22 protein-coding genes and 1 riboswitch are annotated in these 21,114 nt (G+C 35.0%); of the genes, 4 read left to right on the top strand and 18 right to left on the bottom strand.

Annotated features, from left to right (window positions below):
• Positions 1-179 precede the first annotated feature (179 nt).
• Positions 180-286: riboswitch (TPP riboswitch) on the bottom strand.
• Positions 287-349: 63 nt separating this feature from the next.
• The 8 genes from BN4220_RS11675 to BN4220_RS11645 form a co-directional block, all read right to left on the bottom strand.
• The gene (locus BN4220_RS11675) at positions 350-796 is read right to left on the bottom strand and encodes a flavodoxin domain-containing protein (RefSeq protein ID WP_066716291.1); all 447 of its coding nucleotides are present in this window, start codon (positions 794-796) and stop codon (positions 350-352) included.
• Positions 797-838: 42 nt separating this feature from the next.
• Positions 839-1,288 carry a MarR family winged helix-turn-helix transcriptional regulator gene (locus BN4220_RS11670; protein ID WP_066716289.1) on the bottom strand — a complete coding sequence of 150 codons (450 nt, stop codon included), beginning with the start codon at positions 1,286-1,288 and terminating at the stop codon, positions 839-841.
• A 144-nt stretch (positions 1,289-1,432) separates the two neighbouring features.
• A complete protein-coding gene (locus BN4220_RS20095; protein ID WP_156476417.1) occupies positions 1,433-1,597 on the bottom strand; it encodes a hypothetical protein in 165 nt (54 codons plus the stop codon).
• On the bottom strand, positions 1,594-2,601 hold the full coding sequence (locus BN4220_RS11665) for an aldo/keto reductase (protein ID WP_066716287.1): 1,008 nt from the start codon (positions 2,599-2,601) through the stop codon (positions 1,594-1,596). Before BN4220_RS11665 ends, BN4220_RS20095 begins: the two co-directional genes overlap by 4 nt.
• 12 nt (positions 2,602-2,613) lie before the next feature.
• Positions 2,614-3,153, bottom strand: a complete 540-nt coding sequence (locus tag BN4220_RS11660; RefSeq protein WP_066716285.1) for a flavodoxin family protein — start codon at positions 3,151-3,153, stop codon at positions 2,614-2,616.
• Between the two features lie 396 nt (positions 3,154-3,549).
• Positions 3,550-4,110 carry a flavin reductase family protein gene (locus BN4220_RS11655; RefSeq protein WP_066716283.1) on the bottom strand — a complete coding sequence of 187 codons (561 nt, stop codon included), beginning with the start codon at positions 4,108-4,110 and terminating at the stop codon, positions 3,550-3,552.
• A gap of 317 nt (positions 4,111-4,427) precedes the next feature.
• Positions 4,428-5,279 (bottom strand): aldo/keto reductase, encoded by an 852-nt coding sequence (locus tag BN4220_RS11650; RefSeq protein ID WP_066716282.1) that lies wholly within the window; start codon positions 5,277-5,279, stop codon positions 4,428-4,430.
• 108 nt (positions 5,280-5,387) lie between these two features.
• Positions 5,388-6,248 (bottom strand): aldo/keto reductase, encoded by an 861-nt coding sequence (locus BN4220_RS11645; protein ID WP_066716281.1) that lies wholly within the window; start codon positions 6,246-6,248, stop codon positions 5,388-5,390.
• 129 nt (positions 6,249-6,377) lie between these two features.
• Between BN4220_RS11645 and BN4220_RS11640 the strand changes: the two genes are divergently transcribed.
• Positions 6,378-7,226, top strand: coding sequence for a LysR family transcriptional regulator (locus BN4220_RS11640; RefSeq protein WP_066716280.1), 849 nt, complete (start codon positions 6,378-6,380; stop codon positions 7,224-7,226).
• A 37-nt stretch (positions 7,227-7,263) separates the two neighbouring features.
• Positions 7,264-7,416, top strand: coding sequence for a MerR family transcriptional regulator (locus BN4220_RS19840; protein ID WP_082812276.1), 153 nt, complete (start codon positions 7,264-7,266; stop codon positions 7,414-7,416).
• A 259-nt stretch (positions 7,417-7,675) separates the two neighbouring features.
• Here the strand turns inward: BN4220_RS19840 and BN4220_RS11635 are convergent, their stop codons facing one another.
• Entirely contained in the window at positions 7,676-8,980 is a 1,305-nt protein-coding gene (locus tag BN4220_RS11635) for an MATE family efflux transporter (protein WP_066716278.1), read from the bottom strand.
• A gap of 343 nt (positions 8,981-9,323) precedes the next feature.
• On the opposite strand from BN4220_RS11635, the gene BN4220_RS11630 reads away from it, so the two are divergent.
• On the top strand, positions 9,324-9,647 hold the full coding sequence (locus BN4220_RS11630) for a hypothetical protein (RefSeq protein ID WP_066716275.1): 324 nt from the start codon (positions 9,324-9,326) through the stop codon (positions 9,645-9,647).
• A 137-nt stretch (positions 9,648-9,784) separates the two neighbouring features.
• On the opposite strand, the gene BN4220_RS11625 is transcribed toward BN4220_RS11630, so the two are convergent.
• From BN4220_RS11625 to BN4220_RS11615, 3 genes are all read right to left on the bottom strand, one after another.
• A complete protein-coding gene (locus BN4220_RS11625) occupies positions 9,785-10,135 on the bottom strand; it encodes a DUF2200 domain-containing protein (protein ID WP_066716273.1) in 351 nt (116 codons plus the stop codon).
• A gap of 103 nt (positions 10,136-10,238) precedes the next feature.
• Positions 10,239-10,619, bottom strand: coding sequence for a hypothetical protein (locus BN4220_RS11620; RefSeq protein ID WP_066716271.1), 381 nt, complete (start codon positions 10,617-10,619; stop codon positions 10,239-10,241).
• 61 nt (positions 10,620-10,680) lie between these two features.
• Positions 10,681-11,280, bottom strand: a complete 600-nt coding sequence (locus BN4220_RS11615) for a GNAT family N-acetyltransferase (protein ID WP_066716268.1) — start codon at positions 11,278-11,280, stop codon at positions 10,681-10,683.
• Positions 11,281-11,786: 506 nt separating this feature from the next.
• Between BN4220_RS11615 and BN4220_RS11610 the strand changes: the two genes are divergently transcribed.
• Positions 11,787-12,962: an ISL3 family transposase gene (locus tag BN4220_RS11610; RefSeq protein WP_066716266.1), complete on the top strand. Its 1,176-nt coding sequence runs from the start codon at positions 11,787-11,789 to the stop codon at positions 12,960-12,962.
• 246 nt (positions 12,963-13,208) lie between these two features.
• Here the strand turns inward: BN4220_RS11610 and BN4220_RS11605 are convergent, their stop codons facing one another.
• From BN4220_RS11605 to BN4220_RS11580, 6 genes are all read right to left on the bottom strand, one after another.
• Complete coding sequence (locus BN4220_RS11605) at positions 13,209-13,967, bottom strand: DUF4886 domain-containing protein (protein ID WP_066716264.1); 759 nt, start codon at positions 13,965-13,967, stop codon at positions 13,209-13,211.
• A gap of 11 nt (positions 13,968-13,978) precedes the next feature.
• Positions 13,979-16,183: a beta-glucosidase BglX gene (gene bglX / locus BN4220_RS11600; protein WP_066716262.1), complete on the bottom strand. Its 2,205-nt coding sequence runs from the start codon at positions 16,181-16,183 to the stop codon at positions 13,979-13,981.
• 47 nt (positions 16,184-16,230) lie between these two features.
• A complete protein-coding gene (locus BN4220_RS11595) occupies positions 16,231-17,259 on the bottom strand; it encodes a LacI family DNA-binding transcriptional regulator (protein WP_066716259.1) in 1,029 nt (342 codons plus the stop codon).
• A gap of 94 nt (positions 17,260-17,353) precedes the next feature.
• Positions 17,354-18,907: an ABC transporter substrate-binding protein gene (locus BN4220_RS11590; RefSeq protein WP_066716257.1), complete on the bottom strand. Its 1,554-nt coding sequence runs from the start codon at positions 18,905-18,907 to the stop codon at positions 17,354-17,356.
• A 70-nt stretch (positions 18,908-18,977) separates the two neighbouring features.
• Positions 18,978-19,889, bottom strand: coding sequence for a carbohydrate ABC transporter permease (locus BN4220_RS11585; protein ID WP_066716255.1), 912 nt, complete (start codon positions 19,887-19,889; stop codon positions 18,978-18,980).
• A gap of 16 nt (positions 19,890-19,905) precedes the next feature.
• The gene (locus BN4220_RS11580; protein WP_347477085.1) at positions 19,906-20,838 is read right to left on the bottom strand and encodes an ABC transporter permease; all 933 of its coding nucleotides are present in this window, start codon (positions 20,836-20,838) and stop codon (positions 19,906-19,908) included.
• Positions 20,839-21,114 lie beyond the last annotated feature (276 nt).

The following is a 21,114-nucleotide window of genomic DNA, read 5'->3' as shown; positions in this document are numbered from 1 at the left end:
TCTCACGCCGGAACACGGCTTCCCATCGCTGTTATATACAAGACATGAGGCGCTCCCCTCTGTCCGCCCGAACTATATCGGGATACCGTTCATCACTTCCTTTCTTTTGGAGTATTCTTTGCTTACATTGATCTAAAAATGGACAAAAAAACAGGAGATACCTTTTGCGATATCTCCGTCTAAAATCAACTATGACTTCCTACGGCGGCATTATCCGCATCAGGTAAAGGGTCGAAGTTGATTACTTCCTCTCAGCCTGCTAACACAAGCTCCCCTGTAATTTTTATCTATTTAAACACATAAACATTAAAAAGTCAATTGTTTTTGCAAAATCTATGGAAAGACTTCTTTACAAAGCTTTCACAAAATTCACAAGTTCCATTGCATATTTTTTATCTGTGTGATCGGTAAAGGTAACTGGCTTTTTAGTCACCATCTTTACTATAAATCTTGAAAAGAATCCCATTTCCTTAGGATTCAAACCACCTTCCATATAAAAGAAAGGAATATCTGCTAGCTTATTCGTCTCAATTATCGCAGCTTCACATTCACCTTTTTTAGATGATCCAACACCAAAAGTCACTATTTTCTTATGTGGCATTTTACGAATTTTCTCTAGATGGCTTATCATATTCCCCATAATCCATCCTCCATAGATAATAAGATCCTGTGAGGATATGTCTTGCTCCGTCACCTCTTTTGCGGTTTTTAATCCACAGGAAAGTTCCTGTGCAATCCACTGTGCATACTTCTTAGTAAATCCTGTTTTGCTTTGATAAACCACCAGCATCTTCATAAATTTCCTCTTCTTTCTTTTATATTGTTTTACATTACTGTATTACATTTCTTTTAGGTTCTCATCTAATTGCATCAAGGTCTCAATCGTAATTTTTAATTTATCCATATCAATATTTCTATAAAGCTGTTTTATAAATAGATTGCTTGGTTCCCCATAGAATTTATCAAACTCTTCCGCTTTTTCTGTCACTATGATTCTCTGTTTTCGTTTATCTACTTCATCTGGAACAAACTTAATGAATCCTGCTTTCTCAATCTTTAATAACATCTGCTTTACATTTTGATGAGAACTTCCAACGGCATCGGATAATTCTTTTATTGTTGGTGGTATTTCAAACATTTTAATGCAGATTAATAAAAAACATTGCTTCCAACTAATTTTCTCAAAAAAACTATCTCCTTTTGTTTGGAGACGGTTGGAAAACGCGGTGATCTGGCCAATGAAAAAATGTGCTTCATCAATCCCTTTAAAATCAAGTTGGTTATTCATAATTAATCACACCCCTCTGTGCTATCTGCTTGTGCACTGCTACTGATGTCATGAAGTAAACTTAATCTCTCTTCGTATATTTTATGACATTTCATTTATGATGATTAAATTAAATTTACTTTTATAAAGAAGAAAGGGAATATATTATGTAATATATTCCCTTTCTTCTTTATTGTCAACGATTTTAAAATATTTTTTTCGAAGCACCTTAGACACATAATAAACGATGTAAGTACATAATCCCATAATGGCAAGATAGTAGATAAAAAATACAATGATTGGTTCATCAAAATCAATTATCTCTTTCATTCACTTTTTTTGATGATTTTTGACCCCCCGAAAACTTCGGACATTTCCATATTGTCTAGTGCATGATCCAACTGCTGTATTTCCTGAACTGACAACTCGATTTCTGCTGCACCTGCATTTTCTTTTAATCTGTCAAGCTTTCTTGTACCGGGGATGGGTACAATATACGGCTTTTTACATATCATCCAAGCTAAAGAAATCTGTGCTGGTGTTGCATTTTTAATTTCAGCCATTGTATATAAAAGGTTTAATAGTTCCTGATTTTTAGTCAAGGCTTCTGGCGTAAACTGGGGCATCATACTGCGGTAATCCGTTCCTGCTTCAAACTTAGTGTTACTGTCATATTTTGCCGTAAGGAATCCATTTGCAAGAGGACTAAATGGAACAAAACCAATTTGAAGCTCCTCCAATACAGGGAACAACGGTTCGTAATGACGGGCCATCATTGAGTAACGGTTTTGAATCGCTGTTACCGGACAAACCCTATGAGCACGACGAATGGTATCTTCCTTCGCCTCCGAAAGTCCCCAATGGGTGATTTTTCCTTCCTTTATTAAATCTGCCATAACACCAGCAACTTCTTCTATCGGAATTTGCGGGTCAGTACGATGCTGATAATAAAGATCAATGTGATCCATATTTAATCGTTTTAAAGAACCTTCTACGGATGCCCGGATTACTTCTGGTCTGGAATCTGGCACCAGCGGTTTATTTACCTCAGCACTTGTCATATCAAAGTGAATTCCGAATTTGGTAGCAAGTACGATTTTGCTACGAAACGGTTTTAATGCCTCGCCTAGCAATTCCTCATTCTCGTTTGGAGCGTCAGGCGTGCCATACACCTCTGCTGTATCAAAAAAGGTGTAACCCATATCTACTGCCTGTGACAGCAATTCAACCATTTCCTTTTTATCTGCCGGGGCACCATAAGCATGGCTCATTCCCATACAGCCAAGTCCAACGGCAGATACATTTAAATTATTTCCTAATTTACGATATTTCATTGTTTTCTCCTATCATACATTCCTGCCCATTTCATATGCTTCCTGCATTAACGGAGTATTTTGAACTGTTCCGGATTCAGATAGACCTTTTCCGTATATAACACCCATTTCCTTTGAACCATCCAAACAAACTGCAAACCCTCTAAAGCATTCTAGTGTACAATCCATTACGGTATCGGTATCATCGGCAGAAGTCATAATGTAATAAAGTTCTTTATTCTTAATCTTTGTCCATTGTGCAAAGCAGCGGTCAATCAAAGTTTTCATTTGTGCGTCAATGGAATAAAAGTAAACAGGGCTTGCCATAACGATGACATCTGCCCAGTACATTTTTTCAAGTATTTCTGCCATATCGTCCTTAATGGCACAGACACCATCACTTTTTAGACAATAGTAACAGGAAGTACAAAAACCTATTTTCTTATTTCTTAGAAATATCTTTTCCGTCTGATTTCCGCTCTTTGCTGCACCACGCATAAATTCATCGCACAGCAAATCGGAATTACCACCTTTTCGGGGACTTCCTGATAAAACTAAAATATTCTTACTCATAATAACCTCCTATTTTGTATATCCCAATTCCTGCAGCCAGCGAATAACATCAGGCTCAGCTTCGTGGACATTGTTTCTTGATACGGTATAACCATCTTTGTTGACGTGATGTTGGAATGAACGAATTATTGGAAGTATTTTTATTGCTACTTCAAGCAACAAGACTGAATATAAGCACAAGGCTTAGTAAAAACAAGCTAATCTTCTTCATTAAGAAACTCCTTTCAAATCAAAGACATTCTTGAAAGATTTCAAGTATTTCTTCATGTATCATTCGTTTATAGCTACTAGGAACAAGATTGCATGAATCCGCAATCGCTTTTAAGTCCGTTTGCTCATCATAGTTGTCACGATTGCTGTCATACTCTTTTGCTCTTTGGTCTCAAGCTCTTCGTGCTATTTTAACTGTACCCCATCCTTGAACGCATTTCCAACAATGCTTCCAAGAACTCTATAGGAAGCAGAAGTCGAATCAAACGCAATAGGTTCCATCTTGTCAATGTCAATATTTCCATTCTGGTCCAGAATGGTTTCATCTGCACTCATGTTCACTACTTCACCAACAATTCTTGTCTCTCCAAGGAGTTCCTGGATATCAATTACTTTGCACTCCAATGTAAGTGGATACTCTTCAATCATTGGTGCATCTACATGTGTACTTTTTGTCACATGCACTCCAGCTTTTGCAATCTTATCGGTATCTCTTCCAGATTCCAATCCAAAATAATCCGAAATTACCATTGTTTTCTTAGTTGCAAAACTTACAGTGAACTCCTTTTTAAGTTTCAAATTATCTGTTGTTTTATGGCTGGATAAATTAAGTGCCACGTGTTTTCCACCACATTGCCCTCCCCAGGCTGCATTCATAACATCTGGAGTTCCATTCTCATCATAAGTTGCTATCATTAATACTGGTAATGGTGTTACAATAGTTTTTGTTCCAAAGTCTTTTCTCATTTTCTAATCCTCCGTTTTTTTATTTCTGTAGTTTCCGATACCCACCTCGCCATTTGCTGTACATTACCTGACCAGGAAAAATAGGCCACTAAAACATTACTTTCTCCATATCTTTGTGCTGTTTCGCAGATTCCTTTTATTTATAAAATGAGATGTTTTATTAAGCCTATCATCCGATAGTAGCTACCGATCAAGAATAAAAGTATGTTTTTGTGTGAACAAATATACGACTATGCATGTTACTTATTTACGTTGCATGAACTTGCTTATATATTTAACGGAGACTCAGATGAGTCTCCGTTCCTTGATATTCAGTATTATTCGTGTATCTTTGCACTATGAAGATATTTTACAAAATCAGGACTGCTGTGATCTACAATTTCACTATGTCCAATATCCATTTTTGCAATTTTATCCATGTCTTCCTGTGATAATTCAAAATCCCAGATATCAATGTTCTGTTCCATACGATCTTTGTGTACGGATTTTGGAATAACAACAACACCTCTTTGTGTATTCCAGCGAAGTGCAACCTGAGCCGCAGATTTTCCATACTTATTTCCAATCTCAGTGAGTACTGGATCTGTAAATATTCCATGATTTCCTTCTGCAAATGGTCCCCATGCTTCTGGCTGAACACCAAATTCTTTCATTACCTTAAGTGCATTTTCCTGCTGGAAGAATGGATGAAGCTCTACCTGATTTACAGCTGGTATTACTTCTGCTGTAAGGCAAAGGTCTGTCAGTCTTTCAGGATAGAAATTACATACACCGATTGCCTTTAAGGTGCCTGCTTTGTATGCTTCTTCCATTGCACGGTATGCACCATAGTAATCGCCAAGTGGCTGATGAATCAGGTATAAGTCAATGTAATCCAGTCCTAGCTTGTCAAGGGAAGTTTGAATTGCTGCTTTTGCACCTTCATAGCTTGCATCCTGAACCCATAGCTTTGTTGTAATAAATAGTTCTTCTCTTGGAACTCCACATCTTTTAATCGCTGCTCCAACTGCTTCCTCATTAAAATAAGCTGCTGCTGTGTCGATCAGTCTGTAACCTGATTCAATTGCGTCTACTACTGACTGTTCACACTGTGCTGGATCTGGTACTTGAAATACCCCAAATCCTTCTTTTGGCATTTTTACTCCATTGTTTAATGTTACAATTTCCATATTTTTCTCCCTTTCCTGCGCATCTTGCAAATACGATATCGTTTATTGGCTCTTTTGTTGATTCATTTTGCTGTTGCTTTGTTTTGCTGTTGATTCGTTCTTTCATTTCTAGTGGATGTTCCACTCATTCAGCCACTTTGCTGTATAGGCACTCCTATGATCAATAATCTCACTATGTCCAATATCAAGCTTTTCAATCGTCTGGATGTCCCTGTTATTTAATTCAAAGTCCCAAATATCCATATTCTCAATCATTCGCTTTTTATGGACAGTCTTTGGAATAGCAATGATACCTCTTTGCATATGCCACCGAAGTACAATTTGCGATTCTGTTTTTCCATATTTCTCTGCAACTTTTGCTAATACTGGGTGCTTAAATATATTGTGCTGTCCTTCTGACAAAGGTCCCCAGGCCATTGGCTGTACATCATATTCCTTCATGATATTTAGCTCAGATTTCTGACAAAGGAATGGATGAATTTCAATTTGATTGACAGCCGGCTTTATCTGACTATGAAAGCATAAATCAACCAACCTGTCTGAAGCAAAATTGCATACGCCTATAGATTTGATCCTGCCATCTCTCACCAAATCTTCCATTGCTCTCCATGAACCATAATAATCTCCAAATGGATGATGAATTAAATACAGGTCCAGATAATCCAGTCTCATTTTTTTTAAAGATAACTGGAATGCCTGCATCGTTGCCTCATACCCTGTATCCTGAATCCAGACTTTTGTTGCCAGACAAAGTTCTTCTCTTGCCACGATTCCATTGCTAATGGCTTTACTTATTGCTTCTCCAATTGCCTCTTCATTTCCATAAGATGCCGCCGTATCAAATAATCGATACCCTGACTCTATCGCTTCCGTTACACACTGTTTGCAAAGTTCCGCATCTGTAATCTGAAATGTTCCAAATCCCAAGAGTGGCATAGACTCTCCATTATTTAGTATGATGTTCTGCATTTCATTCCTCTTTCTCTTGACACTTATAATTTAATAAAAAACATAAAAAAAGTACAATGTTCATTTCACATTGTGCTATAATTTAAACACATACTGAAAGTTTAAGAATAACTGAAAGAAGGTCTGAACATGTTTGAACTAAATCAATTAGAACAATTAATAACGATTGCTGAAGCTGGAACTGTATCAAAAGCCGCTGAGCTTCTTCATCTTTCTCAGCCTGCTTTAAGTCGATCTATACAACGATTGGAAGAAGAACTACAAGTATCGCTTTTTGATCGTCAGAAAAATAAAATAACATTGAATGCAAACGGAGAGCTTGCTCTGGAATATGCAAGAAAAATACTTAGTGAAGCAGCTTCTATGTCTGAAAGACTCCAAACTTTCGAGCGAAGTCAACATACCTTAAGCCTTGGTTCCTGTGCACCGGCTCCATTGTGGCGTCTTACCCCCACACTTTCAAGACTATATCCCGATATGACCATTCAATCTGAGATAAAAACTTTTGAGCAATTAACATCCGGCCTGTTAAATGGAACTTATCAAATCATTATCACCACGAAACCATCGGATCATCCAGATATTCTTTCTTTCCAATACCTAGAGGAACATCTTTACGTTGCCCTTCCACCTGCGCATCCCCTTGCAGTATATAAGAACCTTTCATTGCGGGATTTGAATGGTCAGAGTATGCTTATTTTATCTAAAATTGGTTTCTGGTATGATATTTGCAAAGCAAAAATGCCCGATTCCCTATTCCTTGTTCAGGAAGATATACAGGTATTGGATGAACTTCGAAGATCATCCGCCTTGCCTTCATTTTCAACAAATCTTGCTAATCTCGATACAAATAAGAATGGGAATCGTGTTTTAATTCCGCTTACCGATTCAGAAGTGAATGTGACGTTTTATTGCCACATAAAGAATTCAGATTCACAACGCCTAGAACGTTTTGTCTCTGCTATAGAAAATAGTTAGGAGAAATCCATATGAGTGAAACTTGTAAAGAAATAACTTGTCCTACAAAACATTAAAGTATTATTGCAAGGAAGGTTTGATTCCAAATGTATACGGAGATGCTCAGAATCGACGAGTCTATAATGAAAAAGATATAGTGGTAGCAAGGCTTTTATCAAGATGTGCTTTCTGGAAAAACCAAATACTTTAGTAATTTGCCTCCAACAAAGTGATAACAACTGATTATGAGCCTCACCAAAATAAGGATTAGCTAATTTACAATATGAAAATTAACTAATCCTTATAACTTATTTTACTTTTGTGTTAAAACGTTGGGTAGATTATGATTGTAAATAATATCCTAAAAAAGTTGCTACTTACTTACGAAATTGCTTACCACGTTTATAAATTTCATGCTATACGTTTTATTTTTCAATTAAATATAATTCAATTGAAGAATTGATTTGTCCCTATTTAAATTTATTTGATTTTACAATAATCATTGTAATTATAGTAACTACACATTCAGTAAAAACAAAAGCTAACCAAATACCTGTCATTTTCAATATAGTACTTAATATAAGAACCAAAGGTACTATTATAATACATCCCCGCGCAATGGAGATGAGAAAGGCATCCCTTGCTCTCTCTGTTGCACTAAAATACGTCGCCATAATAATATTGATACCAGCAAAGAAAAAACCTAAGAAATAAATTTGCAGACCCGTTTTCGCAATCTGTGCTATTTCTATATTGTTCTCACTATTAAAAATGCCAACGATATCATCGGCTTTATAAAAAACAGTTATGTATATAAGTGATGCTATACCAAGTGAAGTAATTAATGCATACTTCATTACTTTTTTTAATTCATCATGATTTGCCATACCATATCCATGACTAACGAGAGGTTGTATCCCTTGCGCAATTCCAGTAAATATTGCAACTCCAACCAGTGCTATATTAGCAACAATTCCATAAGAAGCAACACCTAAATTACCTTTCAGCCCAATAATCACTAAATTAAATGTTATTAAAACAACAGCAGAAGAAACCTCTGTAATAAAAGCAGATAATCCTAGACTAAATATATCGCAAGTAGAACGCCAACGTAATTTACTTTTTATAAATGCAAAATTATTTTTACCTTTTATAAAATGAATAGACAGTACGCCAATACTTATAATTGGAGCGAGTCCAGTTGCAAAAGCCGCTCCAAACATACCCATACCAAGCGGAAATATGAACATATAATCCAAAAAAACGTTCGAAAGACTACCAGTCAACATTGCTATCATAGATAACTTCGGATCATTATCATTACGAACAAACGCAAGTAGAATATTATTCATAATAAAAAATGGCGCAAAACAAAGTATTGTTGTTAAGTATGTTTTCGTTAATGGTAAGGTAACGCTATCAGCTCCTAATATCATTGCCAAAGGTTTTGAACCAAATATTCCGATGATTGCAAATATAATCCCCAAAAGAATTCCTAACATAACACTAGAAGAAAATACTGCATTTGCTTTCTTATCATCATTTTGAGATTTTAATATACTGTATCTAGTAGCACCACCAATTCCTATCATTAAACCAGTACCATTAATCACACTATAAATCGATATAGAAAAATTAAGTGCTGCTACCCCCGTTGCTCCTAAGGCTTTTGATACAAAAAAGGTATCCGCAAGGATGTAACAAGAAAGTCCTATCATTCCAAGAATATTCAAACTTACATACTTGACAAACTTTTGTAAAATATTTTTATCCATTGTAATCCTCCTCTTGTATTATAGAGCTAAGCATTTATGCTTTTATGCATTTATGTATTTCTCTCCTTAACTTAAAAATAGTGTCCTAAAACATCCCTTCCATGACCTAACGGAATGTTTCAGAACACCTAATAATACTTTACCCGGTGGCAAAGTTAAGGTTGATTTATAATATTAATTTCATGTTATTATAGTTCTTTCAAGAAGTCAACAACAATTCCGCAATTCTCCTCTAACTTTTTGCATTGGGGTTCTTTTTCGTATATTATCAACAAACTTTCTTTGCATAAACAAATTGCTAATTATAGCATATAATATTAAAAAGATAAAAAAAGGATTTATTATGGAACTACTTAAATTTGCAGAAGAATTTCCTGAAATCTATGCAATGCTCAATGACAATGTCAGCTATATCATCGATAACAACAATATGAACGGTGAGGAGTCCCTCGTAAGTTTAGACGACATGATCGATAACCTCGTAAATCAATATGAAGAAAATGATTATTATGGCTTTAATACCGTTGAAAGTCAACAAATCGGCGAATTCAGAAGAGATGACAGAGACCGTCGTAGAAGGCGCAGACGTTTCCGTGATTTTGATGTAAGAGATGTATTAAGACTTTTATTTTTTAGAAATTTATTTGATAGAAGACACCGCCATTAATAACGGGAATATCCAAAGAAAGCGTACCCTCCAAACTGATGTGTTTTCATCCGTTTGGAGGGATTAATATTTATCATCCCTTAACACATGCTTTGTAGCAATGAATCTTTTTCATAGCACACTTCTATATATTTAAATTAACTACGCAAAATTTTATCCATCTTCTTGCCTTTTGCTAATTCATCTATTAATTTGTCCAAATACCGTATTTCACGCATCAATGGATCTTCAATCTCTTCCACTCGTACCCCACAGACAACGCCTTTAATCAGGAATCTTGATGGGTTTAATTTCGGAGCTTCTAGAAAAAACATTTCAAAATCAACATGCTTTTCTAGTTGGTCATCTAATTCTTCCTGAGTATATCCAGTGAGCCAGCATATAATTTCATTTACCTCTTCTTTGGTACGGCCTTTCTTCTCAGCCTTAGCAACATAATAAGGATATACGCTTGCAACACTAGTTGTAAATATTCGATGTTTTTCCATCTTAACCTCCTACTCGTCTAAGCAATATTATCTGATTCACTTAGTCATATTAATTATAATAGTTTTGTTAATTATAAAAATTATCTTTATTATGTTAATAATTTTAATTTTCAAATTCATCTAAAGCTTTCATTAATAATGGCAAAGCTAGATATAATGCTTTTAGATTTGCAGCCAGCATCCTGTACTGCCATGTATTATCTGCTAATTTTGTCTGAGCTTTTTCACTTTTACTAATCAGAGAATTTATTGGTGCAAGTGCCCCATGGAAATCTTCTTTTGTAAAAATAGCAACTACATCTTTATTTTTCAATTCTTTGGCTATTAAAGACGAAGCTATGTAAAGTGCCTTTCTTCGATTCCTTAACAAAGTATATTGTGAAGTACCTTTTGCAAACTTTTGTTGTGCTTTCTCACTTTTTTCAATCATGGAAGATATTGCACTAAGTGCATCCTCCATCTCTTTGTTCTTCGAATCTTCCACCAACTCTTCCCTCCTGTTATGTTATATGTTTAATTATAACAGATTTAAATGTTCTACACTTCTATAACATCAATTCATACACTCTTACTTCGTGTAAACGATAGCAAACTGGTATCAATTCCTCTTTTCGTTCAATAGGAGCTTCAAAATTAAAGCTTCGAACGCCATATATATCTCCTATGTTTTCTAGATTAATAAACTTTTTAATAATATCGTCTCTACCGGTTCCACGAATAAAAGCATTAAGATAAGCCTCTTTAAGCTCAAAGCCTTGATTCTTATACCACTGGTTGGACATTTCATCATCTTGTGTCCATACTTCAATACGTTTGATTCCATTTTGAATTAATCTATCCCTCACAATTTCAAATAGTTGTCTTGCAACTCCTTTATTCCTATACTCTGGCAAAACACCCAAATGCCATATAGTAGCACCTATGTCACCTTTAATATAGCATACATCTCCTGTAGATGTCTCATACTCTACATCAATGAATCCAACGATTACACCATTTTCTTCTGCAACTAAACTGATTGAAGGATTTTCATAAGTTTCTTTTTCTTTTTTAATATCATCAAAATATGAACAATCTAAAAATGATATAACTCTACATCTTATCCAACCTTCTTCATCCTCTTTTACATAATCTCTAAATATCATTATCATTCTCCTTAAAATTATTATTGCCTGTTTAAAAATAGTATGTAGCAGAGCACTCCACAACGTTTGCTATTTGTGGAGTACTTTGCTTTAAATTATGTTAGGTTCACTTTCTTATCTTTATTTCATAAATCACATCAGCCACATTTTCAAAACGTCGTTATGGCGTGGATTTTGTGTAATTTAGAAATATATTAGCGATGGCTCTAATACTTTCAGTTTCTCTAATTGGTCTGTCGTGCTAGTACTTTCATTAATGATAATAGGTTCTTTTACCTTATTAAATATTCCACTCATTATTTCTCTTCATAGCTGCGTTATAAGTTATACAATAACATATTTCCCCAACCAGGACCAGTTCCTTATGTTATTTCACAGAAAGTTATCATGAAATAAAAAAAGGTTCTATAATAAATGTTGGGGTGCAAACTCCAACATTTTATATTACAATAAAAAAAGACCTCCTCGTGCCAGTCTGACAAACAAATCACAAGGAGGTTGCAATAATGCATAATTATTGTATCAATAAATTATTAGATTTAAAAGGGGTAAAAATAAAAAATATCACTCATGCTGATACTTTTGTTAAAATATATCTCGAAACTAATCCTTCTGAACATATTTGCCCTAATTGTGGTAAACAAACAAAACGTGTTCATGACTATCGAGATCAAAAAATAAAGGATTTACCTTTTCAATTTAAAAACTGTTTCCTTGTTCTTAGAAAACGGCGTTATATCTGCACCTGTGGCAAACGGTTTTATGAAAAATACTCTTTTCTAGCAAGATACCAACAGCGCACAACTCGTCTTACACATATTATTGCTCATATGCTTCGTGAGCTTGTAAGCATGAAATCTATCGCTAAGCGTACTAATGTATCCCCCTCAACGGTTGCTAGAATTCTTGATACGCTCAGTTATTCCTGTCCGAAGCTTAAAAATTCTATTTCTATTGACGAATTCAAAGGCGATACAGATGCAGGAAAGTATCAATGTATTATAGTAAATCCAAACTTACCTTCTGTTATGGATATTCTCCCTAATCGATCACAGGCTCACTTATCATCTTACTTCTCTGGACTAAATCGCGCAGAAAGATATCGAGTGAAATTCTTTGTTTGTGATATGTGGCAGCCTTATGTTGAATTAGCTAAAATTTATTTTCCCAATGCTGCCATTATTATTGATAAATATCATTTCATTCGCCAAGTAACTTGGGCTACTGAAAAGGTACGCAAACGTCTTCAAAAGACAATGCCTGTAGCATTACGGAAATACTATAAACGTAGTCGAAAGTTGATTCTTACACGATATTATAAGCTCAAAGAAGAAAAAAAGCATGCATGTGATTTAATGTTACAATACAATGATGATCTTCGCTTAGCTCATAAATTAAAAGAATGGTTTTATGCGATATGCCAAAATAAGAAATACTCAGAACAAAGAAAACAATTCTTTGAATGGATTAAATGGGCTGAAACATCCGGCTTAGAGGAGTTTGAGAAATGCGCAGCTACTTATCGTAATTGGTCGGAAGGAATTTTAAATGCATTTAAATACGGATTAACCAATGGCCCTACAGAAGGGTATAATAACAAAATTAAAATTCTAAAACGTGTATCATTTGGTATGAAAAACTTCCCACGTTTCAGAACCAGAATATTGCATAGTATGAATTAAATAAAGCTAGACTGGCACGAGGTTTATTTGTCATGTCCAAAAACAGACATTATAGAAAATAACATAAAAACAGCTCTGATTCTAGTAAAGAAGCGGGTTCCACAAGAACCCGCCCCAACACTTGACACAGAGCCTAAAAAAATAGCTCTAATATCAACGTTGTTACGAGTGCAACGCACCTCGCACCAACGAACTAATATTAGAGCCAAAAAAAATACATTCATAAGTTTTTCATAACGTATTCAACTAATTTACACTATCACATTTAAATTCTTCATAAATACATTGTTTTATCACATTCAGAGTTTCTATATCCGCACCTTTTGGCACAAAACTATTTTTCTTGATATCCCGTCCAAATAGGAATGTATATATAACCCCAGCCAATAGATACCTTCCATAGATCATATCCATATGATACCCATCTCTACATAGTGATTTTTCTCCAAGTTCATAACGAAATGGTGCCTTTTTTCTTACTCTTTGAATTACATCTGCACTAGGAATTAATCTCATACCTGTTTTTTCAGACGCCATATCATAACATTTGCTTAGTTTTTCATACATTTCCTGCTGACTACAATGATATCTTCCAAACTCACTGTGATTACTATCAATTTCATATGCCCAGGTTTTATGTAATAAATATTCCGCCTCTGGACAGTTAGATTTAAAATAATCTAACAGCTGATTTAAATAAGGAAAATAGGACTCTTCTATACCACTATCATGACTTGCTTGCTGTGTTATAATATAATTCCACTTTTCTTCTTTCAGAACCTCATTTACCGATACATATCGTTCCGTTGATTGTCCCTTTGCTTCATACAAATAGTCTTTCGATTCCGTTAAAACATTACTCCAATGTCGTTCTAGGGAACAACCTCCAATATATAAATTTACTACCTTCAATTCTATACCATCGGCTTTCGCCACGTCATGTAAATAATATAGCGCATCTTCTGAAAAGCTGTTACCCACAGCTAGTAATTTGATTTCGTCCATATCCACATCCCCTATATTAATTCAAACGATACATATTCTTGTGTATTACTATCAGTACCAATAAACACATGGAACTCACCTTTTTCACTACCAAAGGTTAAATCCGCCTTACAGAATTGCAACATTTCTTCCGTAATCTTAAAAGTTACACATTTCACTTCACCAGGTTTCAAGTCCACCTTCTGATAAGCTTTTAGTTCTTTTCTTGGACGAACCACACTTCCCACACAATCTCTGATATAGAGTTGAACGGTTTCTGTTCCGCTATATTCTCCTTCGTTTTTAATCTTAATACATGCTTCAAGAGTTTCCCCTTCCTGCATTGTATCCTTACTTAACTTAAGGTCAGAATATTGAAACTTTGCATAACTAAGTCCATAGCCAAAAGGATAAAGAGGAGAATTTGGAATATCTCTGTAATTGGAACGATATTCTTTTCCATCGCTTTTTGGATCATAAGGTCTGCCGGTAAAATACTCATTATAGTGAACTGGTACTTGTCCCACACAATATGGAAAACTCATAGGTAGCTTTCCGCTAGGACTCACCTTTCCAGTAAGCACATTAAGAATAGCATTGCCACCCTCTGTTCCAGGCATCCACACATTTAATATTGCTTTGGATTTTTCTGATACTAAGCGTAAATCCAAAGGTCTGCCAGTAAAAAGTACTACACCAATATTAGGGTTTACTTCATAGATAGCATGGAGTAATCTTTCTTGCACTTTCGGTAATGTTAACTCTGCTCTGCTGGCAGCTTCACCGGACATACGACGATGTTCCCCTAATGCTAATATTACCTTATCTGCATTCTTTGCTGCTTCCACTGCCTCTTTTAGCAATGTCTCCTGATTTTCTAGTTTCATCGCCTTACCATGGACCTCAGGAATTAAGTCTATATCTTCTTCTCCAAGAATGTCACATCCTTTGGCAAAAGTTAATTCATAATCCACTCTATATTTTTCAGCAGCATTTGCTATTGATACTGTATCCTCCGGTCTTCCAAGCATAGACCAGGTACCGTATATTTCCTTTTCATGAACAAATGGACCAATGAGTGCTACCTTTTCTTTCTTATTTAAAGGAAGAATTCCCTCATTCTTTAATAAAACAAAGGACTTTTCTGCTGCTTCCAAAGAAACCTGTCTATGTTCCTCACATAATATAACTTCTTTTTCTTTTTCCTCATCTGCATCTTTATATGGATTTTCAAATAAACCTAATTTATTCTTTAATTGAAGTATCCGAAGAACTGCTTCATCTAATATTTCTTCCTTAACTGTCCCGTCTTCTATAAGAGAAACTAGATTTTGACTATAGATTCCTGTCATCATATCAATATCTACACCAGCATTCATAGCCAAACCTGCTGCTGCTTTTCGATCCTTTGCATAACCATGATAAATCAACTCTTCAATGGCTGCCCAATCAGATATTAAAACACCATCAAATTTCATCTCATCTCTTAGTACATCTCTCATAAGCCATTGGTTTCCAGTAGCAGGAACTCCATTTAAGGTATTAAATGATGTCATTACCATTTCCACTCCGGCCTTAATGGCTGCTTCATAAGCTGGTAAATAATAACCCCTTAGGGTATTCTCTGACAGTTCCACCGTATTGTATTCTCTACCCGCAGTTGGAGCACCATATGCTGCAAAATGCTTCACACAAGCTGCAATTTTATATTCCTCGCCCACATGATTTCCTTGGAATCCCTCTACCATTGCAGCTGCAAAGTCACTGTTTAGCTTTGTATCCTCGCCAGTGGATTCCATTACTCTTCCCCATCTTGCATCCCTAACTAAATCAACCATAGGTGCAAAAGTAACATGGACTCCAGAAACCGCGGATTCCTTTGCTGCTATCTTTGCACATTTTTTTGATAACTCTGGCTCAAAGGTAGCTCCTTGGGCTAACGGTATAGGAAATATGGTTCTAAATCCATTGATTACATCCAGCATAATTAACAACGGAATTTTATGTGGATGTTTTTCTATGTAAGCATCCTGTATTTCCTTATATTTTTTTGCACCTAATAATCCAATGATAGAACCCGCCTCTGAAATACTTTCCTCAGTGATTCCATTTTCCCTTATAGGGCCAGTAAGTTCTGCTTCATTTACGAAAAATCCACTAGTCACTTGCAACAGTTGATTTATTTTCTCTGTAAGACTCATATCACTAACTAATTCTTTTAACTTCTGTTGATCCATTGCACGTCCTTTCCCTTACACAATAAAGTAATGTTTTATTCTTTCGTTTATATCTTTTTAACGGAACCTCGTTTCATAATAACAGAGTCATACACGATGTGCTGTGATTTTTCTCCATTCATCATTCCCTGCAATAGTGATACTGCCGATAAAGCCATTTCTGTTGCAGGCTGATACACAGTATCCAAAGCTGGATTATAAAATTCCATCATTTCTATACCATCAAATCCTATAATGGAGATATCTTCCGGTATTCTCTTACCACTACTTAATGCTGCCTTTGCTGCTCCAATTGCCAATACATCAGAAAAGGCAAAAACAGCAGTCATATGAGGATTTTTTTGCATTAACTGTTTCATAGCCATAAATCCTGTACGAAAACCTGTGCCACTGATTGGAAGTCCTGTAGATATTAAATTATTATCCACTGGAATACCACTTTCCTCCAATGCTCTTTTATATCCTTGATAGCGCAATATATTCGGAGTAACCAGACTGTCTGAATCTTTGTATAAAAACCCTATATTCCTATGTCCCATTTCAATCAAATATTTCGTTGCTTTATAGGCCTCTTTTTCATCATCTATAATCACGCTTGAATAAAGAGAGGGGTCAACATTTCCTTCAGAATTTACGGTAAGAAGAACAGAGGGTATCCCAAGTTGCTTAAATTTCGCCTCAGTATAGGAAGAGAAGGACCCTCCTAAAATAATTACACCACATAAATTACTGTGCATAGACTCACTGATTGCAATATCAAGTTCATCTGACCTATCATCTACGTTCTGAATCAAAAGGGGATATCCTCTAGATTCCATTTCCATTTCTATGACATCCATCATCTTGATAAAAAATGGGTTGGACATATACTTGACAATCAATGCAATATTTTCAGATTGAGTTAATTTTAGATTTCGAGCATTATTATTAGGGATATAATTATATTCATTAATTACATCCATAACTTTCTTTCTTGTCTTCTCACTGACTTTCCCAGTTTGATTTATTACACGAGAAACTGTTGCAATACCTACTCCTGATAGTCTTGCTATATCCTTAATATTGACCTTCGCCATTATGTACCTCCATTATCAAGATTTAAATACTTTATTTTATAGAAAAGAGGCTGTTGCAAAACTCTATGTAATTGTTGTGCAACAGCTCTTTTTATTAGTTTGTCACAACAGGTGTAAAGGATGATAGTTGATTTTTTAATTCTTCTATAACCGTATCAATACCTGCCTTTTTTAACTGATTTCTATATTCCTCAATAGCAGCCTCTACATTATCTGTCTTACCTAACATAAGCTGAATACCAAGTGTTGAGTTTACGTTACTTATTGCTGAAAGTTCTGTACTTACCTTAGATGAATCAAAGCTAAATCCTGTGTAAGGGTCACTAAGATAAATCTTACTCCACTCAGCCATTTTCTCGTAACGGCTTGGATGCTCTGTTTTTAGTGGAATCTTAAATTCTGAGTTACTAAATGCCCATCCAGCAAATCCGCCTGCATCTACATTTTCATCGTAACTTGCAGGTTTTTCAAGAAATCCATCTGCAACTTGGTATTGACGACCTTCGATACCATACTGCCACAAATTATAGTAAGATTGATCTGTTAAGAATTTTTCGATTGCCATAACACATCTTTCTGCATTTTTCGAATTCGCATTCACAACTGTGATATCCTGTGCTGGTGAGCTTTTCATTATTTTATTCGTAGTTTCACCAAAATACCATGCATCAATATCTTGATCTTGTAATTGACCATGAATATTTGTATAGTTTCCTGTCCAATCTCCCAAATGTGTTATGTAAGAAGAGGATTGTCCATTCTTATACATTTCTTTATCACCTGTAGAAGCGGATAAAATATCCTTAGGCCAATAGCCTTTTCCTTCCCATTCATCTAACATTTTCACAAACTCTACAAATTCATCCGTAAATGCTGGGTGAACAATATCATTAATATTATTATAATCGCGAGTTACTAAAAACATTTCTTCATTTGATATTCCAGGAGCAGGAACCCATTTTCCAGTTAATTCAACTAACATTTTATAAAAATCTTTTGATATGTTAGCGTCACCATTAAAAGGATAAATACCATTTGCTACGGAAGCGTCACAATATGCTATCATGGATTCTAAATCTGTAACTTCACTAATACCCCATTTTTTACAATTCGCTTTATTGTATACAAATCCAGTATTGTTATAGCCTGAACCAAGGCTAGGTACTCCATAGATTTTACCATCGGATGATGTTGCAGCCCAACTGGATGCTGGAACTTTTTCCTTTAGGGTTGGGGTATACTTGTCAATGATACTCGTAATATCATATAAAGAACCCTGTTTTGCAAGTGTGTAAAATGGTACAGCAGTGGTTGCTGAAGCATACGCCATATCAAACTCTTCCCCAGAAGCCCAAATGAGCGGATACTTTGTGCCGATATCACCCCAATCGATATACTTGATTTCGATGGATGTATTGATATCTTCTGTAAGTTTACGATTGATTTCTGCTAAAATATCAGCGTTTGCTACCCCCGCAGAACCATAAAGATACAGGCTAAGTGTGACATGCTGTGATAACTCCACATTTCCTTCTGAATCCGCTTGATTGCCTGTTTGGTTTGCTTTTCCCCCTTTACTACATCCAGCTAATAGCACGGTAGCCATAGTAAGGCATAAAATACTCGACACAACTTTTTTTAATTTCATACTTTTTCCTCCTTTTATTTTATAGTTCTTCTACTTATAAGTAAAGACTATAATTTCGATTTAGAAGTTCTCAACCTTTCACGGAACCCATGGTAAGTCCAGTTACAAAATACTTCTGTACAAATGGATACAGCAGGATAATTGGCCCAATCGTTAATACTGCCGTAGCCATCTTTACAGACTGTGTTGGCAATGATTGTATATCAATAACGTGCCCCTGACTTGTTAAAGCCTCAATATTTGCCTGATTAATCATCTTTTGTAAATAATATTGCAGTGGATACTTAGATGGCGTGTCAATATATAAGCTCGCATTATACCATTGATTCCAGTAACCTAAAGCAAGAAAAAGTCCAACGGTAGCTAAGGAAGGAATGGCTAGTGGCATAAAAATTTTACGGTAAATGGAGAAGGCACCAGCGCCGTCCATCATGGCAGATTCATACAATTCATCCGGTATGGCCTTCATAAAGTTTCTCATTAAAAATATAGACCATGCACTAATGAGACCTGGTAGAATCATTGCCCATAAACTGTCTTTTAAATGAAGATATCTTACATTTAAAATATAAGAAGGTACTAAACCACCGCTAAATAAAGTAGTAAAGTATATGAAAAAGGAAAAGAAGTTTCGATATCTAAAATCCTTACGATTAAGTACATATCCTGCCATAGACATTATAAGTAGACCAAGCACAGTACCTACCACAGTAGTTGTAATAGTAACTTTATATGCATCAATAAGTTTCGTCGGATTATCCAGCAAATATTTATATGCTGAAAACGATATTTCTTTAGGAAATAACTTATACCCTTCTGCAACAATCTCTTTTTCTGTCATAAAGGAGGAGGTGATCATTAATGCAAATGGAAAAAGGCAAATGATTGCAAAAATTCCAATTACCCCATAACAAATCACATTCAAATTTCTATTACTTCTGCTCATTTTGATGGTATTACCTTTTTGATGACTTGTCTTCATCTTGTACCTCCTTTCATTAAAATAACGCACTATCTGGTTCTATTTTTCGAACAATAAAATTAATGGTTAGAACTAATATCAATCCGAACACCGACTGATACAAACCTACAGCAGCACTTGAAGAGAAATTAAAAGAACCAATTAAGCTACGGTATACATAAGTATCAATAATATCTGTTGAATGATAAAGGAGTGAATTGGTACCGATGAGGTTATAAAACAAATCAAATGATCCTCTTAAAATTCCTCCCAAACCAAATAATACTAATAAAACAAAGGTTGGCTTTAAAAGTGGAACCGTCACGTAACGAATTCTCTGTAAGCGACTAGCCCCATCAATATACGCAGCTTCATAAATCTCATGGCTAATCCCTGTAATAGCTGCCAAATATACAATCATACCGTATCCTGTAGACTTCCATAAGTAGAAGAATACAATTATGTACTTCCATATCCCAGGACTGTTATAAAAAGAAAATCGTTCCATTCCTAGATTTACTAATATGGAATTTATAAATCCATTATCATAATTAAAAAAGTTATACGCAAACACTCCAACGATTACATAAGAAATAAAGTGTGGTAATAAAATTACTGACTGTGATACTTTCTTAAATACCTTTGCGGTTATTTCAGATAACATAATAGCCATTATAATTTGCAGAGAATGACTTAGAATTAAAAAGACCAAATTATAAAGTAATGTATTTTTTGTTATTCTCCAAAGGTCACCATTTTTAATTAAAAACTCGAAATTTTTGAATCCTACGAATTCACTTCCAAAAATTCCTTTTGTAGGATTGTAGTTAACGAAAGCTACATATGCTCCGGGCATCGTGATATATGAAAATATAATAAAATATACGATTGCTGGTAAAAGCATAAGGAACATAACCCAATTCTTTCGTACTTCTTTTCCAAATATATGGATGTTTCGTTTTATTTTCAATTCCTCTCCTCCATTCATTTTATTATCAAAAATAGGAAGAATAACAAAGGGAAACGTTTCCTTTTTTTGATATCTTTATCATAATCCATTCAAAACATATTGTCAATATGTTTATCAAATTAAGATTAATAAAAATATTTTTATACACTTTCACCAAAACAAATTTTTACTTGTCATTTTAAATCTTGTATTATAGACAATTTTCCTTGACATATAGTTTACACCCTTGTATACTTCATGGTAATTGGAAATGTTTCCACTTAATTTCCTGAAGGA

Origin of the sequence: Clostridium sp. Marseille-P299 (assembly GCF_900078195.1) — a bacterium.
Taxonomy (GTDB): domain Bacteria; phylum Bacillota; class Clostridia; order Lachnospirales; family Lachnospiraceae; genus Lachnoclostridium.
This window is presented reverse-complemented; position numbering and strand designations above follow the sequence as displayed.

What these genes read in the sequence shown, in the direction of transcription:
- BN4220_RS11675 (WP_066716291.1), bottom strand. Translation starts at nt 796, where the DNA reads ATGAAGATGCTGGTGGTTTATCAAAGCAAAACAGGATTTACTAAGAAG.
- BN4220_RS11670 (WP_066716289.1), bottom strand. Translation starts at nt 1,288, where the DNA reads ATGAATAACCAACTTGATTTTAAAGGGATTGATGAAGCACATTTTTTC.
- BN4220_RS20095 (WP_156476417.1), bottom strand. Translation starts at nt 1,597, where the DNA reads ATGAAAGAGATAATTGATTTTGATGAACCAATCATTGTATTTTTTATC.
- BN4220_RS11665 (WP_066716287.1), bottom strand. Translation starts at nt 2,601, where the DNA reads ATGAAATATCGTAAATTAGGAAATAATTTAAATGTATCTGCCGTTGGA.
- BN4220_RS11660 (WP_066716285.1), bottom strand. Translation starts at nt 3,153, where the DNA reads ATGAGTAAGAATATTTTAGTTTTATCAGGAAGTCCCCGAAAAGGTGGT.
- BN4220_RS11655 (WP_066716283.1), bottom strand. Translation starts at nt 4,110, where the DNA reads ATGAGAAAAGACTTTGGAACAAAAACTATTGTAACACCATTACCAGTA.
- BN4220_RS11650 (WP_066716282.1), bottom strand. Translation starts at nt 5,279, where the DNA reads ATGGAAATTGTAACATTAAACAATGGAGTAAAAATGCCAAAAGAAGGA.
- BN4220_RS11645 (WP_066716281.1), bottom strand. Translation starts at nt 6,248, where the DNA reads ATGCAGAACATCATACTAAATAATGGAGAGTCTATGCCACTCTTGGGA.
- BN4220_RS11640 (WP_066716280.1), top strand. Translation starts at nt 6,378, where the DNA reads ATGTTTGAACTAAATCAATTAGAACAATTAATAACGATTGCTGAAGCT.
- BN4220_RS11635 (WP_066716278.1), bottom strand. Translation starts at nt 8,980, where the DNA reads ATGGATAAAAATATTTTACAAAAGTTTGTCAAGTATGTAAGTTTGAAT.
- BN4220_RS11630 (WP_066716275.1), top strand. Translation starts at nt 9,324, where the DNA reads ATGGAACTACTTAAATTTGCAGAAGAATTTCCTGAAATCTATGCAATG.
- BN4220_RS11625 (WP_066716273.1), bottom strand. Translation starts at nt 10,135, where the DNA reads ATGGAAAAACATCGAATATTTACAACTAGTGTTGCAAGCGTATATCCT.
- BN4220_RS11615 (WP_066716268.1), bottom strand. Translation starts at nt 11,280, where the DNA reads ATGATATTTAGAGATTATGTAAAAGAGGATGAAGAAGGTTGGATAAGA.
- BN4220_RS11610 (WP_066716266.1), top strand. Translation starts at nt 11,787, where the DNA reads ATGCATAATTATTGTATCAATAAATTATTAGATTTAAAAGGGGTAAAA.
- BN4220_RS11605 (WP_066716264.1), bottom strand. Translation starts at nt 13,967, where the DNA reads ATGGACGAAATCAAATTACTAGCTGTGGGTAACAGCTTTTCAGAAGAT.
- bglX (WP_066716262.1), bottom strand. Translation starts at nt 16,183, where the DNA reads ATGGATCAACAGAAGTTAAAAGAATTAGTTAGTGATATGAGTCTTACA.
- BN4220_RS11595 (WP_066716259.1), bottom strand. Translation starts at nt 17,259, where the DNA reads ATGGCGAAGGTCAATATTAAGGATATAGCAAGACTATCAGGAGTAGGT.
- BN4220_RS11590 (WP_066716257.1), bottom strand. Translation starts at nt 18,907, where the DNA reads ATGAAATTAAAAAAAGTTGTGTCGAGTATTTTATGCCTTACTATGGCT.
- BN4220_RS11585 (WP_066716255.1), bottom strand. Translation starts at nt 19,889, where the DNA reads ATGAAGACAAGTCATCAAAAAGGTAATACCATCAAAATGAGCAGAAGT.